This is a genomic window from Nocardioides sp. JCM 18999 (assembly GCF_055391175.1).
Map to the genome: position 1 here is coordinate 117,546 of NZ_AP043887.1, position 15,581 is coordinate 133,126.

Below are 15,581 nucleotides of genomic sequence, written 5' to 3' on the forward strand. Positions count from 1 at the left end.
CCGATCAGTAACTTATGCCTGCTACGAGACTTCCCTCTCGTCCTTCACCGGCACAAGTGGTGCCGCGACAAAGGGGAAAATCGCAGCCAGGGCGAACGTCCAGCCAAACCCTAGTGCCCCGATCGCCGCGCCTCCGAGCGGAGGCACAATTGAACCGGTCAGGAATTGAGCCGTGTTCTGGATTCCCAGGGCACGCCCGCTCCAGAACGGACCGGCACGCTCGGCCACGGCGGTGAACGCGAGCCCGTTGTCGGCCACGGTCAGGACCGTGGCGAACACCATCAGCGGTACGGCGACCCACCAGTCGGCCCCCATCGTGATGGCGAGCAGCAGCATCACCACGGCCGCACCGACGGCGACCCATTGCAAGGGCTTCATCCGCGAGCCGACCATGTCGGAGAGCTGGCCGACGCCGATCCGACCGAAGGCACCGGCCAGCTGGGCGCCTGCGATCAGCGCGCCGGCGCTGGCGGGAGTCCAGTGGCGCTCCTGGACGAGCCAGACCAGCGCGAAGGTCCACACCACGAACTGCGGCATCACCAGCAGGACCGAGACGCCGTGGATCCGTGCCAGGAACGAGTTGCCCCGGTAGGGGTTGTCGGCCCGGGTGACCGTGCGGGTCGGGCGCGGCGGGTCCTTCACCACGAGAGCGACCGCGACGAAGCTGATCGCGCAGGCCACGGCAGGGATCGCGATCGCGGCGTGGACGCCGTGCGCGTCGGCCACGACCGCCATCGTGATCGCAGCGATGCCGACGCCGGTCGGCTGCGCCATCTGGCGGATGCCCATCGCCAGTCCACGTCGGTGCGGCGGGAACCAGCCCACCACGACCCGGCCGCTGGCGACGTTGCAGCTCGCCGCGGCGCCTCCCGCCAGCCCGATCGCCACCGCGAAGACCCAGAGCTGGTCGACCCAGATCGCGACACCGGAGAAGAACGTCGCGAGCGCGAGGCCGATCAGCAGCACGCGCAGCTCGCCGACCGCGTCACTGATCGCGCCCCAGATCACGAGGCTGGCCATCACGCCGATCAGCGGCGTCGCCACGATCAGTCCGGCCGTGGCCAGGCTGAGGTCCTCCTGGCTGTGCAGGGCGGGGATGAGGAAGGCCGGGCCGTGATACATGATCGCGGCGGACGCCTGGGCGAGCGTGCTGGCTCCCAACATCGCCCAGCGCCGAGCGGCGCCGACTTCGGGATGGACCGCCAGCGTCGTACTCACCTGGCGATTCAACCCCGTCGGATGCATCGAGACCCAATGGTCTCACCACTTGCGGCCCGGATGTGACGGATGCCACAGCGTCAGACGTCGGGCTTGTCCTTCTCGAGCTCCGAGGTGTCGGCGGCGTCGGCCAGCGCCGCGTCGTACGCCTTCTGCCACGCGGTCTTCGAGCTCGTGCCGGCTCCGATCGCGGAGGCTGCCGACTGGAACGCCTTCCAGCCCTTCTGGGTGCCGAACGTGCAGGTCTCGCCGCAGTCCTCGGCGGCGAGGGCGACGTTGTGCCCGGCCATGGCGGCGCTGCGAGCGCGGGCGGTCAGGGAGACCAGCCCGGCGTTCGCGCTCACCAACGAGTCGGGGGCGTTCTCAGGCAGCTTCACCGCGCGCATCGCGGCCGCGGCCCGCTCCAACGACTGCGCCGACTTGTAGAACTTCGTGGTCAGGTTGAACGACGCCTTCTGGTCTGCGGTCACCGCGGGCAGCGCCTTCCACGCCGTCGTCCAGGAACGCATCGCGGAGATGACCTTCGTCCGGTACGTCGCCAGCTCGTCCTTGCCCGGAACGGCGTGCAGCTCCGTCCAGGTCTTCATCACCAGCGTGGCGGCATCGATCATCGTGTCGACCTGGGTGACCGGCTGGGTCGAGATGTTCAGGGCGGTCAGCTGCTGGCGCAGGCGCGGGCCGGTCGTGGTGGTCCACTGGTCGAGGTGGTCGGCGTCGATCGTCTTCATCGAGGCGACCGTCGCGGCCGCGGCGTGGAGCTGGGCGGCGCGCACCGAGTACTTGCCCCGGTTGCCCAGGATCGTGGCGGTGTCCTCGGACGAGATCCCGAGGCCGAACGCGTCGCTGGCGACCTGGCGCAGGTCGGCCGTCTTGGTCGCCTTGCCCGCGGTCGTGACGAGTCCGGTGAGCTCGTCGGTCAGCCCGGCCAGTGCCAGCGGGGCGACCAGGGTGACCACGTGGCTCGCGGCCGGGGTCGTGTTCGTCGTCGGGTCGTTGCCCGGCACACCCTTGCGAGCCTCGGCCACCGCGGCGGCGGCCGAGCGGACCAGCGGCATCAGGGCGGGGAACTGGGACGACGCGTTCTCGGTGGTGAGGGCGTCGAGGCCGCTGAACGCCTGCAGGGCGGAGGCCTCGGCGTTGATCAACCGCTGCCCGGCGTCGGTGGGTGCCTCGAGGCTGGCGAAGGTCGAGCCCAGCTCCGTGGCCTGGTCGGCGGCCGTGGCCAGGGAGGGGATGTCGGTCGCGGCGCGGATGGAGCGCAGCACGGCGGCGTACTCCTCCTGCTGCGGCGCGATCGCGACGCTCGGCTGGGCGGTGCTCGTCGCCGTGGGGGCCGGGTCGTCGGCCACGTCGCCCGGCGAGGCGGCGAGCGGGCCGCGGGTGACGAACCAGGCGACGCCCACCATCAGGGCGACTGCCGCGGTGCCGGCGATGAGCTTGCCCGGCATCCGGTCGGGGCGCAGGAAGGCGATCACGCCGTTCGTTCGCTGCTCGTCCGGCTCGGTCGCGTCGACGACCTGCTGCTCGGTGTCCGGAGCTGGTGCGGGGGCAGCGGTCGAGCGGGCCGGGGGCGGGGTCGGGGTGGCGACCGGGGCCGCGACCGCGGCGGTCTCCTCAGCCGCCTTCGCCGCATCGGCCTGCTGGCTCGCGAACGCCGCCAGCACTGCTGCGCCCGCGTCGTTGGCCGGGTCGGGCATCCGTCGAACCGGGGCCGGCGGGGCCACCGGTTCGGGTTCGGGCTCCGGCTCTGGCTCTGGTTCGGGCTCTGGTTCGGGTTCCGGCTCCGGTTCGGGCTCGGGTTCCGGCTCCGGTTCGGGTTCCGGCTCCGGTTCGGGCTCGGGTTCCGGCTCGACCACCACGGGAGCCACCTCGACCGGCGGAGCCGGAGGAGCCGGAGGAGCAGCCGGCGCAGCGGGAGCAACGGCGGGAGCAGCAGGAGGCGGTGCGAGAAGTGTGGCCGCGGGAGCGGTCGAGAGGTCGAGACTGGCCAGCAGGTTCGCCAGGGCCGACGGGTCCAGTCGGTCGGGGACCGGCGCGGCGACCGGCACCCCTTCGATCTCGGCGAGCGCGGCGGTGGCGGCGTCGATGACGGCCTGCAGGTCGGCGAGGTGCTCGGCCGAGGCAGGTGCCGGAGGGGCAGCCGGGGCAAGCGACGGCTGCGTGCTCCGCCGGATGCTCATGGCCGGGGAGTCTGCCGGATCGGCCGGCGTGGCGGGGGCTTCCTCGACGGTGGAGGACTCAGGTCCCGGGTCGGTCCCGGCGGCGGCACGAACGGGCTCGGGGGATCCCGCCTGGGCCATGTCGTGGAAGATCCCGATGATGTCGGTGAACTGCTGCATCGGATCGGCGATCGGGGTCGCCTCGGCCCCCTCGGGCTCGACCACCTTCGATGCGTCCGACACTGCTGATCCCCCTGGTCCGGCACTCCTACCTGGGGGTCAACGAATGAGGTGCGCCGCGGTCACGGCGCACCCCAGTCGACGGGAGGGTCAGTCCAGGCGGGCGATCGCGGCAGCGATCGACAGCGTGCGTCGAGCGGACTCGACGTGCAGGCTCTCGACCATCTTGCCGTTGAAGGTCACCACGCCGCCGTTGCCGGCGTTGAACGCCTCGATCAGACCCTGCGCGTTGGCGATGGCGTCCTCGGACGGCGCGAAGCCGGCGTTGGCGCCCTCGACCTGGGCGGGGTGGATCAGGGTCTTGCCGTCGAAGCCGTACTGCACGCCCTGCAGCACCTCGGCGTCGTACCCCTCGATGTTCTTCACGTCGTTGTAGACGCCGTCGAGGATCGTCTTGCCGGTGGCGCGGGCGGCCAGGACGGCCAGCTGGAGCGAGGTGCGCAGCGGCTCGCGACCGGGGACGTGCTCGATGAAGAGCTCCTTGACCAGGTCGTTGGTGCCGAGCACCAGCACGGTCAGGCGGTCGGAGGCGGCGGCGATCTCCTCGGCGTGCAGGATCGCGTACGGCGACTCGATCATCGCCCACAGCTTCGTCTTCGGCGGCGCTCCAGCCGCCTCGATCGAGGCGACCAGCGAGCGGACCGCCTCGGGGGAGTTCACCTTCGGCACGACGATCGCGTCGGGGCCGACGGCGGCGGCCATCCGGAGGTCCTCGGCGTGCCACTCGGTGTCGGCGCCGTTGATCCGGATCGTCAGGGCCTTGCCGCCGTACTCGCCGGAGGCGACGGCAGCGACGGCGTTCTCGCGAGCCTGCTGCTTCGCGTCGGGGGCGACGGCATCCTCGAGGTCGAGGATGAGGGCGTCGGCGGCGATGGTCTTCGCCTTCTCCAGGGCCCGCTCGTTGGAGCTGGGCATGTAGAGGACCGAACGCAGCGGGCGGAAGTCAGGGGTGAGGCTCATCGTTGCGCCTTCTCTCAGTTCTCGAGTTCGATGGCGTCGTAGAGCGCCTTGAGGTTCGGGTCGATCGCGGCCAGCTCGGCGGCCAGGTCGACGAGGACGAGGCACTGCTTGAGGGAGGCGTCGTCCTCCATCTTCCCGTCGAGCATGACCGCGCCGGTGCCGTCGCCCATGGCGGCGACCACGCGACGGGCGTGCTTGATGTCCTCGACGCTGGGGGAGAAGACCCGGTTGGCGATCTCGATCTGCTTGGGGTGCAGGCTCCAGGTGCCGACGCAGCCGAGCAGGAACGCGTTGCGGAACTGGTCCTCGGTCGCGACGACGTCGGTGATGTCACCGAACGGGCCGTAGTAGGGGTAGATCCCCGCCGCGGCGCAGGCGTCGACCATCTTCGCGATCGTGTAGTGCCACAGGTCCTGCTGGAAGATCGTGCGCTCGCCCTGGATGTCCGGCACGCCGTCGACGACCTGCGGGTCCTGGCGGACCAGGTAGCCGGGGTGGCCGCCACCGACCCGGGTGGTCTTCATCTTGCGGTCCGCGGCCAGGTCGGCCGGGCCGAGCGAGATGCCCTGCATCCGGGGGCTGGCCAGCGCGATGTTCTCCACCTCGGCCACGCCGCGGGCGGTCTCCAGGATCGCGTGCACGAGGATCGGCTTGCGCACGCCGGCCTTCGCCTCGAGCTGCGCGAGCAGCCGGTCGATGTAGTGGATGTCCTCGGCGCCCTGCACCTTCGGCACCATGATCACGTCGAGCTTGTCGCCGATCTCGGTGACCAGGGTGATCAGGTCGTCGAGCACCCAGGGCGAGTCGAGGGAGTTGATCCGGGTCCACAGCTGGGTCGGCCCGAAGTCGGTGCCCTTCGCGATCGTGACCAGGCCCTCGCGCGCGGCGATCTTGTTGTCGGCCTTGACCGCGTCCTCGAGGTTGCCGAGCAGCACGTCGACGGTGCCGACCATCTGCGGGATCTTGTCGACCATCTTGGGATTGCTCGGGTCGAAGAAGTGGATCGCGCGGCTGGGGCGGGCCGGCACCTCGCGCAGCGGCAGCGGTGCGCCGACCGCGAGGGGTGCGAAGTAGGCCTTCGGGCTCTTGAAACTCACAAACTCAGGAACCTACCCCGGCTCCGGCGGCCGGGAGTATGACGGATCCAACAGCGGAACGTTCCAATTCGCTCCTGGGGTCCCAGGTCCGACCCCTCGGGGTCCCGGGTGGGATCCGAGATAAGGCAGTTGCCCGATGTGAGTGCCTACCTCAGACGACGAACGTTGTCGGTGCCGGCCCAGCGGGGGCCAGCACTGAACGAGGAGACATCATGAGCAACTTCGATCCGACCTACGTCCGTGAGCTGAACCGCCTCCAGGTCGAGCAGGTCTCGGCCGGGATCCTGGGTCGTCACCGCCGTTTCGTACGTCGCCCGCGTCCGGGTCGCCGCCGGGACGACCTGCTCGGGGGCCAGTGAGAAGCGGCCGGGCAGAAAACTGGTGAGCATCGCGGAGCCTGTGTGCGGGATCATGGCCGACGTGGCGCAACCCACGCGGATCCTGATCGGGCGTGACGCCGAGCTGGAGGAGCTGAGCTCCCTGCTCGGCGTCACTGCTGTCCTCGGAGACCCCCTCGAGCGGGGCCGGCACGTGCTCCTCGCCGGGGACGCCGGGGTCGGCAAGACCCGGCTGATGCACGAGCTCGCCGCGGGCGCCAAGGCGTCCGGCTGGGAGGTGCACGCCGGGCACTGCCTCGACTTCGGCGACAGTGCCCTGCCCTACCTCCCGTTCACCGAGATCCTCGACCGGATCACCCTCGCCCACCCCGACCTCGTCACCGAGGTGGAGGACGCGCACCCGTCGCTGGCGCGGCTGCGCCCGACCGGCCGGCACGACGGCGGCCCGGTGGACCGGGCCCAGCTCTTCGCCGGCGTGCACGCGCTCCTGGCCACCGTCGGTGAGCTCGTACCGACGCTGATCGTGATCGAGGACGCGCACTGGGCCGACCAGTCCACCCGCGACCTGATCACCCTGCTCCTGACCCGTCCGTTCGCGAGCCGGGTCGCGATCGTGGCCACCTACCGCTCCGACGACCTCCACCGGCGGCACCCGCTGCGCCGCCAGGTGGGGGAGTGGACCCGGCTGCCCGAGGTCGAGCGGATGGCTCTGGAACCGCTCGGCGACGCCGCGGTCCGTGACCTGGTCGCCTCCCTCGATCCGGCGGTCCCCGACCTCGAGCGCGACGACATCGTCGCCCGGGCCGAGGGCAATGCCTTCTTCGTCGAGGAGCTCGTCGGTGCCGCCACCGGCCCCGAGCACTGGCTGCCGGAGCAGCTGGCCGACGTGCTGCTGGTCCGGCTCGACCGGCTCGACGAGACCAGCCGCGAGGTGGTGCGGATCGCCAGCGTGGCCGGACGGCGGGTGCGGCACGACCTGCTCGCCGCGGTCGTGGGCCGCTCCGGCGGCGAGCTGGACGAGGCGCTGCGGCACGCGGTCGAGTCCAACGTCCTGGTGGCCGGTGAGGGTGAGTACTGGTTCCGGCACGCGCTGCTGGGGGAGGCGGTCTACGACGACCTGCTGCCCGGCGAGCGGGTGCGGCACCACGCCCGCTACGCGGAGGCGTTGCAGGATCGCGACGGCGGCAGCGCGGCCGAGCTGGCCCGGCACGCCCGGCTCGCGATGGACCTCGACACCGCCCTGGTGGCGAGCGTGCGGGCCGGCGACGAGGCGGCGTCGGTGGGTGGCCCCGACGAGGCCGCGGCTCACTACGAACGGGCGCTGGCGATCTTCCACGACCGGCGTCCGCCGGAGTCGATGCGTCGCGCGGCGGTGGTCGAGGCCTGTGTGGTCGCGCTGACCGCGGCCGGCCGGCCCGAGCGGGCCGCTGCGTTGGCCGAGGAGCAGCTCGACCAGTTCGGTCCCGAGGTGACCGACGCCGAGCGGGCCAGTGTGCTCAGCGTCGCTGCGATCGCGGCAGGCGTCCTCGACTCCCGGTTGGACCCGTTGCGCTTCTCCCGCGAGGCGGTCCGGCTGGTGCCCGAGGACGACCCGGCGCTGCACGCACGGGTGCTCGCCAACCACGCCCAGGTCCTCTCCTGGTCCGGGTGCGAGGAGGAGGCGCAGGAGGTCGGCGTGCAGGCGTTGGCGATCGCCGAGCGGCACAACCTCTATGCGATCGCTTCGGCCGCGACCACCACCGTGACCGCGCTGGGCCGGCTCGGGGACCAGCAGGTGCTGCGCGACGCGCTCCGCGCCGCGATCGCTCGGGCCGAGTCGGCCGGCGAGCTGCGCGCCGAGCTGCACGGCTGGTTCCTGCTGGCGCGCTCGCACGAGGACGCGGGCGAGTGGGCCGAGGCCGAGGTCGCGTTCCGGGCGACGATCGCACGAGCCGTCGCGGCGGGGCAGCCCTGGGCGCCGTACGGCTTCGAGTCGCGGCACCAGCTGGCCTGGGTGCTGGTCGTGACCGGCCGTTGGGAGGAGGCGCTCGAGCTGGTCTCGGTCGCCCGACCCGGTGCGCCGCCGGTCGGGTTCGCCGCCCTCGACTCGATCCGCCAGATGATCCGGCAGGGTCGCGGTGAGGCGATCCCGCGGCGGCTGCACCGCGATCTGTGGTCGGTCGACGGCATCATCCCGGCCTTCGCCGCGGGGCTGGAGATGGTCGCCGCCGGGCGTTCCGGGGACCCCGAGGACGCGCTGCGCGTCTACGACGACGTGGCCGAGGTGCTGACCGCGGCCTGGGGTCCGTGGTTCCACGCCCGGATCCGACTCGCCTCGATCGTGATCGGTGTGCTGGCCGAGGCGATGCCGAGTCGCTCCCAGGCCGAGCGGGTGGCGTCGCTGGCGGAGGTCGACCGGCTGATGGACGAGGCCCAGGCGACGGTGCGGCACTTCGACCGCGGCCGCAGCTGGGGTCCGGAGGGTCAGGCCTGGATGGCCCGGCTGCGCGCCGAGCACCTGCGCGCGCACTGGGTCGCCGGCGAAGCGGTCGCGTCGGACGTCCTGCTGTCGGCCTGGGAGGAGACCGAGGCCGCGTTCGTGACGATGGGCCACGTGCTCGAGACCGCGGCCGTCGGGGTGGTGCTGGCCGGCATCCAGCGCGCTGCCGGGGACGTCCCCGCAGCCCGTACGACGGCGCAGCGGGCGCGGATCGGCGCCGCCGGTCTGGGCGCACGGCCGTTGCTCGAGGCGCTGGACGGGATCGCCCCCGCCGGCCCGGACCGGGCTGACCGCGCGGGTGAGGCGCTGACGCCCCGCGAGCGCGAGATCCTCGCCCTGGTCGCCGAGGGCCGCAGCAACGGGGAGATCGGGAAGCGGCTCTTCATCAGCACCAAGACGGTGTCGGTGCACGTCTCGAACGTGCTGGCCAAGCTCGGTGCGGCCGGTCGGACCGAGGCCGCTGCCATCGCGCGCCGGCGCGGCCTGCTCGACTGACTACCGTCGCCACCACCGGCGTCGGGCCTCGGGCGGGTTCTGCTCGGTCTCGTGCTGCTCGGCGTCGTACCGGAGCCGGCGGCGCTCCTGCCACCGCTCGACCTCGGTGTCGACGTCGCGCTGCTGGGTGATGAACGGCGGCCCCTCGGTGTGCAGTCGGGCGGAGCGGACGCGCGCGTTGAACTCCAGGACGAGCGTGCGGACCTGCTCCTCGCCGGACTGCTGGTCGAGCAGGCCGTCGAGGGCGGCGTCCTCGCGCCGCATCTCGACCGAGGGCGGGAGCGCGACGATGTGCTCGCGCTCGATCAGCCGCTTGAGCCACCAGTCGGGGTCGTGCTCGGCGCCGAGGTCCTCGATCGGTTTCCCGGCGCCGGGCAGGTCGTCGAACTCTCCGCGTGCGATCGCCTGGCGGATCTGCTGGTCCACCCAGGTGTGCTGCTGCTCGATCCGCGCGGCGGCGGCCGCATCGCGGCCACGTTCGCGTGGCTGCGGCTTCGTGTCCTGCCAGTCGTCGTCCTCCGGCACGGACCCATCATGCCGCGGGACCGGTCACCAGTGGCCGCGGTGCACCACGGCTTCCTGCGGCTTGCGGGCGCGGCGGGTGGGGCTGCCCTTGGCGCTCACGCCGGAGGTGTCGGGGTGGCCGATCGAGACCACGCCGATCGGGTCCCAGTCGGCCGGGATCCCGAACCGCTCCCGGACCTCGTCGAGGTGACGCGGCGGGACGCCGAAGTAGCAGGCGCCGAGGTTCTCGTCGACGACGGTCTGCAGCATCAGCATCACGGCCATCGCGGTGTCCATGTGCCAGTACGGCATCGGCCAGCGGGCCTCGTCCTCGTCGGTCCAGCCCTTGTCGCCCTCGGCGTAGCGCGACAGGTAGGCGGCCTTCGAGGAGCACGGCAGGACCAGCACCGGCGCCGTCCGCATGCCCTGCAGCCAACCGTCGGCCTCCCACTCGGCGTCGCCGACGAAGATGTCCCAGTACGCCTTCACGTCCTCGGGGGTGTCCAGCACGAGGAAGGACCAGCCCTGGGAGAAGCCGGCGCTGGGCGCGCGGACGGCGTTGCTGAGGATCCGCTCCATCTGCGAGGCGGCCACCGGCTCATCGGTGTAGCGACGAACCATCTTGCGGCGACGTACGACGTCTTGGAACTCCATTCGACAAGTCTCGCTGCCGAGGCCGTGACTCCGCGACTCGACGGGGGTTGAACGGTCGGTGAGGATGGACCGACAGGTCCACAAACTCGGAAGGACTCGTGATGGCGTCGAAGCTCTCCAACCAGGAGAGGCACCCCGTGGTGGCCGGACTGATCGCCCTGGCCGCGGTCGGAGTGTCCTTGGGACTGCTCGCGGGGGTGGTCGCGCTCGTCGCAGGCGGTGTCCTGGGCGGGGGTTCCGCCGACGACGGCACCGCCGCCGATGCGGGTGCCTCGCTCTACCTGCCGACCCCGAGCCCGACCGCGACCGAGACGGGACCGCTGATCACGCTGAGCCCGCAGGCGATCACCGACGAGTCGAGCGCTCCGGCCGACCCGTCGACCGAGTCGCCGGCCCAGCAGCGCCAGGAGATCGTGCTGGCCGTGGGCGAGGGCACGGTCGATCCGATGCAGCGGATCGACCTGACCGGCGTCTACACCGGCGGTGAGGGCGCGGTCCTCCAGGTGCAGCGCAACGAGGGTGGGAAGTGGGTCGACTTCCCGGTCACCACCGGCGTCTCGGGGGAGCAGTTCTCCACCTACGTCCAGACCGGGCGTCCCGGCAAGCAGCAGTGGCGGATGCGGGACACCGAGGGCGACCGGTTCTCCAACGTTGTCACGGTCACGGTGCGCTGACTTGGTTGAATGGCGGGCGTGACACGTCCCGACCCCGCCCCCGAACCCGCGCTGCCGCACTACACCGACTACGACACCCGGTTGGCGGCCTACGCCGTGATCGTCCAGGACGACCAGGTGCTGCTGGCGCTGTGGAACGAGGACGCGGAGCGGCGTCGCTGGACCCTGCCCGGTGGGGGTGTGGAGCTGCACGAGTCCCCGGCCGACGGCGCGGTCCGTGAGGTCAAGGAGGAGACCGGGTACGACGTCGAGCTGACCCGTCTGCTCGGGATCGAGACCGACGTCTTCGCCGAGGCTGAGCGGCAGCGGGGTGCCGGCGCCTATGACGGCCGGTCGCTCAAGGCTGTCCGGGTCTTCTACGCCGCGAGGATCGTCGGTGGCGAGCTCGCGCCCGAGGTCGGTGGCACCACCGACGAGGCGCGCTGGTTCGCGCTCGACGACATCGAGCACCTGCACCGGGTGAGCATGGTCGACACCGGCCTGCGGCTTCTCCGGACCCCGGAGGATGCCCGGGAATGATCCATGAGTTACCTTCGTTGTAGCCAGTGAACGAAGTTGAGTCGACCGGACTAAACTTCGGAATCACAGTCACATCAGTCTTCAACGGAGGTATTCCTCATGGCACGTGCGGTCGGTATCGACCTGGGCACCACCAACAGCGTGGTCGCCGTTCTCGAAGGTGGCGAGCCCACCGTCATCGCGAACGCTGAGGGTGCGCGTACGACGCCGTCCGTGGTGGCGTTCGCCAAGTCCGGTGAGGTCCTGGTCGGCGAGGTCGCCAAGCGCCAGGCCGTCACCAACGTCGACCGGACGATCAAGTCCGTGAAGCGTCACATGGGCACGGACTGGAAGTTCAAGGTCGACGAGGAGGGCGGCGCGAAGGACTTCACGCCGCAGCAGCTCTCCGCCTTCATCCTGCAGAAGCTCAAGCGCGACGCCGAGGCCTACCTCGGTGAGCCGGTCACCGACGCGGTCATCACCGTGCCGGCGTACTTCTCCGACGCGCAGCGCCAGGCGACCAAGGAGGCCGGCGAGATCGCGGGCCTCAACGTCGCCCGGATCGTCAACGAGCCCACCGCCGCTGCCCTGGCCTACGGCCTGGACAAGGGTGAGGACCAGACCATCCTCGTCTTCGACCTCGGTGGCGGCACGTTCGACGTGTCCCTCCTCGAGATCGGCGAGGGCGTCGTCGAGGTCAAGGCGACCTCCGGTGACAACCACCTCGGTGGTGACGACTGGGACAACCGCGTCGTCGAGTGGATGGTGACCAAGTTCAAGAACGCCAACGGCGTCGACCTGGCCGCCGACAAGATCGCCGCCCAGCGCCTCCAGGAGGCCGCGGAGAAGGCGAAGATCGAGCTCTCCTCCTCGCAGTCGACCCAGGTGCACCTGCCCTACATCACCCACGGTGAGTCCGGCCCCCTCCACTTCGAGGAGACCCTCACCCGCGCCGAGTTCCAGAAGATCACCTCCGACCTGCTGGACCGCACCAAGATCCCGTTCCAGAACGTGCTGCGCGACGGCGGCCTGGCCGTCTCCCAGATCGACCACGTCGTCCTCGTCGGTGGCTCCACCCGGATGCCCGCCGTGACCGACGTCGTCAAGGAGCTGCTCGGCGGCAAGGAGCCCAACAAGGGCGTCAACCCGGACGAGGTCGTCGCCGTCGGCGCCGCCCTGCAGGCCGGTGTGCTCAAGGGTGAGGTCAAGGACGTCCTGCTCCTCGACGTGACCCCGCTGTCCCTCGGCATCGAGACCAAGGGTGGCGTCTTCACCCCGCTGATCGAGCGCAACACCACGATCCCGACCAAGCGCTCCGAGATCTTCACGACCGCTGACGACAACCAGCCGTCGGTCGAGATCAAGGTCGCCCAGGGTGAGCGTGCGATCTGGGCGCAGAACCAGGCGCTCGGCAACTTCGAGCTGACCGGCCTCCCGCCGGCGCCGCGCGGCATCCCGAAGATCGAGGTCACCTTCGACATCGACGCCAACGGCATCGTGCACGTCTCGGCCAAGGACCAGGCCTCCGGCAAGGAGCAGTCCATGACCATCTCCGGCGGCTCGGCCCTGTCCAAGGACGAGATCGACCGGATGGTCAAGGAGGCTGAGCAGTACGCCGAGGAGGACGCCAAGCGTCGCGAGGCCGTCGAGGTCCGCAACCAGGCCGACTCGCTGGTCTACTCCACCGAGAAGTTCCTCGCCGACAACGACGAGAAGATCCCGGCCGAGGTCAAGGACGAGGTCACCGCCGACGTCGAGGCGCTCAAGGTCGCCCTCGCCGACGAGGAGGCCTCCGCCGACACCCTGCAGGCCGCGGTCACCAAGCTCGGTGAGTCCTCGCAGAAGATGGGCGCCGCGATGTACGCCGCCGCCGAGGCCGAGTCCGCTGCCGCCGGTGGTTCCACCGGTGCCACGGGTGAGGGCGACGACGACGTGGTCGAGGCCGAGATCGTCGACGAGGTCGACGAGGACGAGTCCAAGTGACCGAGTCGAACGACTCCGTCGAGACCCCGGAGGAGCCCGCCGCCACGGCGGGTTCCTTCGGGGACGCCGCGGAGGCGGCGTACGTCGGCGAGGCGGACGAGACCGAGGTCGAGGCCCCGCTCGAGACCGAGCTCGTCGATGCTCGGATCGCCGAGCTGACCACCGACCTGCAGCGGCTCCAGGCCGAGTACGTCAACTACAAGCGCCGCGTGGACCGCGACCGCGAGCTGGTGGCGCAGAACTCGACGTACAAGGTCCTCGCCCCGATCGTCGAGGTGCTCGACACCGTCGACCGGGCCAAGGAGCACGAGGAGCTCACCGGCGGGTTCGCCGCCGTGGCCGAGCAGCTCACCACGATCGTGTCGGGCCTCGGCCTGACCCGGTTCGGTGAGCCGGGCGACGCGTTCGACCCGACCCTGCACGAGGCGCTCTCGCACCTCGGCACCGAGGCGGGGATCGAGACCACCACGGTCAAGATCATCGCCAAGGCGGGGTACCGGATCGGTGACCGCGTCGTGCGCGCGGCTCAGGTCCTGGTCGTCGACCCCGAATAAACGCACAACATCGCCGAGGTGGCCCCTCCGGGGGCCATCTCGGCGAATGAGATCAGAGAGAGGAGGGGAACGTGGCAGAGAACGACGGCGTCCGGGCTGATTGGGTCAACAAGGACTTCTACGCCGTGCTGGGGGTGAGCAAGACCGCCACCCAGGACGAGATCAAGAAGGCCTACCGCGGACTGGCGCGCGCCAATCACCCCGACTCCAACCCGGGTGACACCGCCAAGCACGACAAGTTCAAGCTGGTCGCAGAGGCCTACGACGTCCTCGGCGATCCGGACAAGCGCAAGAAGTACGACGAGGTCCGATCGCTGTACGGCGGCGGGCGCGGCTTCCCCGGTGGCTTCGGCCCCGGTGCGGGAGCGGGCGGCAACTCGCGCGGCTACAACTTCGAGGACCTCTTCGCGGCTCAGGCCCAGGGCCAGCAGGGCGGCGGCTTCGCCGACATGTTCGGCGACCTCTTCGGCGGCGGTGGCCGCGGTCGACGCGCACCCCGCCCCACCAAGGGCGCCGACATCGAGACCACCGCGACCGTCGGGTTCGTCGAGGCGCTCGAGGGCGTCACCATCCAGCTCCGGCTCACCTCCGACGCGCCCTGCCCCGACTGCAACGGCACCGGCGGCAAGCCCGGCACCAAGCCGCACGTGTGCAACGTGTGCAGCGGCCAGGGCTCGGTGATCTCCGACCTCGGCGGTTTCCAGGTCAGCGAGACCTGCCCCGCCTGCGGCGGCCGCCAGGTCGTCTACGACGAGTCCTGCCCCACCTGCAAGGGATCGGGCCGCGGCCTGTCCGGTCGGACGATCAGCGCCAAGATCCCCGCCGGGGTCAAGGACGAGCAGAAGATCCGGGTGCGCGGCAAGGGAGCCGTCGGCGAGGCCGGCGGTCCGGCCGGCGACCTCTTCGTCACCGTCAAGGTCACCCCGCACCGTGTCTTCGGTCGCAAGGGCGACCACCTCACGCTCGACGTGCCGATCTCCTTCGACGAGGCCGCGCTGGGCGCCGAGGTCCGGATCCCCACCCTCGGTGGCGCCCCGGTCACCCTCAAGGTTCCCGCCGGCACCCCGCACGGGCGCACCTTCCGGGTGCGCGGCAAGGGCGTGCACAAGGCCGACGGCACCAGCGGTGACCTGCTGGCCACCGTCGAGGTGCAGGTCCCGGCCGTGCTGGAACCGGCCGCCCGTGAGGCGCTGGAGGCCTACCGTGCGGCAACGGCGCACAAGCCCCTGCGGGCCGGCCTCTTCGAGGGCGAGGAGGCCAGCGCGTGAGCGCGCCGGGCTCGGAGTCCACCCCGCTCGGCGGGGAGTACGTCGGCCCTCGTGCCGACGCCGCCGTCTACGTGATCTCGGTCGCTGCCGAGCTGACCGGGCTGCACCCGCAGACCCTGCGCACCTACGAGCGCCTCGGCCTGATCACGCCCGGGCGCACCGGTGGTGGCGGACGGCGCTACTCGGCCAACGACATCGACCTGCTCCGGCTGATCGCCTCCCTCACCTCGGACGGGATCGGCATCGAGGGCGTGCGTCGCATCCTCGAGCTCGAGCACCACGCCGCGGCGCTGGCGGCCCGCAACGCGGAGCTGCTTGCCGAGCTCGAGGCGACCCAGCACGCACTGCGGTCCGCGTTGGCCGCCCGGCGCGACGAGGCACCGGGCAGTCGGCTCCCCGCCGTACGCCCGCCCGACGTCGGCCAGTCCGTCGTCGTGTGGCGACGTTCACGCTGACCCCT

14 protein-coding genes are annotated in these 15,581 nt (G+C 71.2%); 8 read left to right on the plus strand and 6 right to left on the minus strand.

What is annotated here, in order from left to right; genetic code table 11:
• Nucleotides 1-21: 21 nt before the first annotated feature.
• The 4 genes from ACZ5J1_RS00545 to ACZ5J1_RS00560 form a co-directional block, all read right to left on the minus strand.
• Nucleotides 22-1,218: an MFS transporter gene (locus tag ACZ5J1_RS00545; RefSeq protein WP_464561587.1), complete on the minus strand. Its 1,197-nt coding sequence runs from the start codon at nt 1,216-1,218 to the stop codon at nt 22-24.
• A gap of 80 nt (nt 1,219-1,298) precedes the next feature.
• Complete coding sequence (locus ACZ5J1_RS00550; protein WP_464561588.1) at nt 1,299-3,620, minus strand: hypothetical protein; 2,322 nt, start codon at nt 3,618-3,620, stop codon at nt 1,299-1,301.
• An 87-nt stretch (nt 3,621-3,707) separates the two neighbouring features.
• Nucleotides 3,708-4,577: an HpcH/HpaI aldolase/citrate lyase family protein gene (locus ACZ5J1_RS00555; protein ID WP_464561590.1), complete on the minus strand. Its 870-nt coding sequence runs from the start codon at nt 4,575-4,577 to the stop codon at nt 3,708-3,710.
• A 14-nt stretch (nt 4,578-4,591) separates the two neighbouring features.
• Nucleotides 4,592-5,674, minus strand: coding sequence for an HpcH/HpaI aldolase/citrate lyase family protein (locus ACZ5J1_RS00560; RefSeq protein ID WP_464561592.1), 1,083 nt, complete (start codon nt 5,672-5,674; stop codon nt 4,592-4,594).
• A gap of 212 nt (nt 5,675-5,886) precedes the next feature.
• Here ACZ5J1_RS00560 and ACZ5J1_RS00565 point away from each other — a divergent pair, with 212 nt between their 5' ends.
• Together ACZ5J1_RS00565 and ACZ5J1_RS00570 are read left to right on the plus strand one after the other, a co-directional pair.
• Nucleotides 5,887-6,033 (plus strand): hypothetical protein, encoded by a 147-nt coding sequence (locus ACZ5J1_RS00565; RefSeq protein ID WP_464561593.1) that lies wholly within the window; start codon nt 5,887-5,889, stop codon nt 6,031-6,033.
• A 61-nt stretch (nt 6,034-6,094) separates the two neighbouring features.
• On the plus strand, nt 6,095-8,986 hold the full coding sequence (locus tag ACZ5J1_RS00570) for a helix-turn-helix transcriptional regulator (RefSeq protein WP_464561595.1): 2,892 nt from the start codon (nt 6,095-6,097) through the stop codon (nt 8,984-8,986).
• Here ACZ5J1_RS00570 and ACZ5J1_RS00575 read toward each other — a convergent pair whose 3' ends face one another.
• Together ACZ5J1_RS00575 and ACZ5J1_RS00580 are read right to left on the minus strand one after the other, a co-directional pair.
• Entirely contained in the window at nt 8,987-9,511 is a 525-nt protein-coding gene (locus ACZ5J1_RS00575) for a DnaJ family domain-containing protein (protein ID WP_464561597.1), read from the minus strand.
• Between the two features lie 24 nt (nt 9,512-9,535).
• Nucleotides 9,536-10,144 carry a nitroreductase family protein gene (locus tag ACZ5J1_RS00580; protein WP_464561599.1) on the minus strand — a complete coding sequence of 203 codons (609 nt, stop codon included), beginning with the start codon at nt 10,142-10,144 and terminating at the stop codon, nt 9,536-9,538.
• 101 nt (nt 10,145-10,245) lie between these two features.
• Here ACZ5J1_RS00580 and ACZ5J1_RS00585 point away from each other — a divergent pair, with 101 nt between their 5' ends.
• The 6 genes from ACZ5J1_RS00585 to ACZ5J1_RS00610 all read left to right on the plus strand — a co-directional run bounded on the left by ACZ5J1_RS00585 (nt 10,246) and on the right by ACZ5J1_RS00610 (nt 15,576).
• Nucleotides 10,246-10,818, plus strand: a complete 573-nt coding sequence (locus tag ACZ5J1_RS00585) for a hypothetical protein (protein ID WP_464561601.1) — start codon at nt 10,246-10,248, stop codon at nt 10,816-10,818.
• Between the two features lie 18 nt (nt 10,819-10,836).
• Nucleotides 10,837-11,337, plus strand: a complete 501-nt coding sequence (locus ACZ5J1_RS00590; RefSeq protein WP_464561603.1) for an NUDIX hydrolase — start codon at nt 10,837-10,839, stop codon at nt 11,335-11,337.
• 99 nt (nt 11,338-11,436) lie between these two features.
• A complete protein-coding gene (gene dnaK / locus ACZ5J1_RS00595) occupies nt 11,437-13,299 on the plus strand; it encodes a molecular chaperone DnaK (protein ID WP_464561605.1) in 1,863 nt (620 codons plus the stop codon).
• Nucleotides 13,296-13,853 (plus strand): nucleotide exchange factor GrpE, encoded by a 558-nt coding sequence (gene grpE / locus ACZ5J1_RS00600; RefSeq protein WP_464561607.1) that lies wholly within the window; start codon nt 13,296-13,298, stop codon nt 13,851-13,853. Before dnaK ends, grpE begins: the two co-directional genes overlap by 4 nt.
• A 71-nt stretch (nt 13,854-13,924) precedes the next feature.
• The gene (locus ACZ5J1_RS00605; RefSeq protein WP_464561608.1) at nt 13,925-15,121 is read left to right on the plus strand and encodes a DnaJ C-terminal domain-containing protein; all 1,197 of its coding nucleotides are present in this window, start codon (nt 13,925-13,927) and stop codon (nt 15,119-15,121) included.
• Nucleotides 15,118-15,576, plus strand: a complete 459-nt coding sequence (locus ACZ5J1_RS00610) for a heat shock protein transcriptional repressor HspR (RefSeq protein WP_464561610.1) — start codon at nt 15,118-15,120, stop codon at nt 15,574-15,576. The genes ACZ5J1_RS00605 and ACZ5J1_RS00610 overlap by 4 nt, the downstream gene beginning before the upstream one ends.
• Nucleotides 15,577-15,581: the final 5 nt, after the last annotated feature.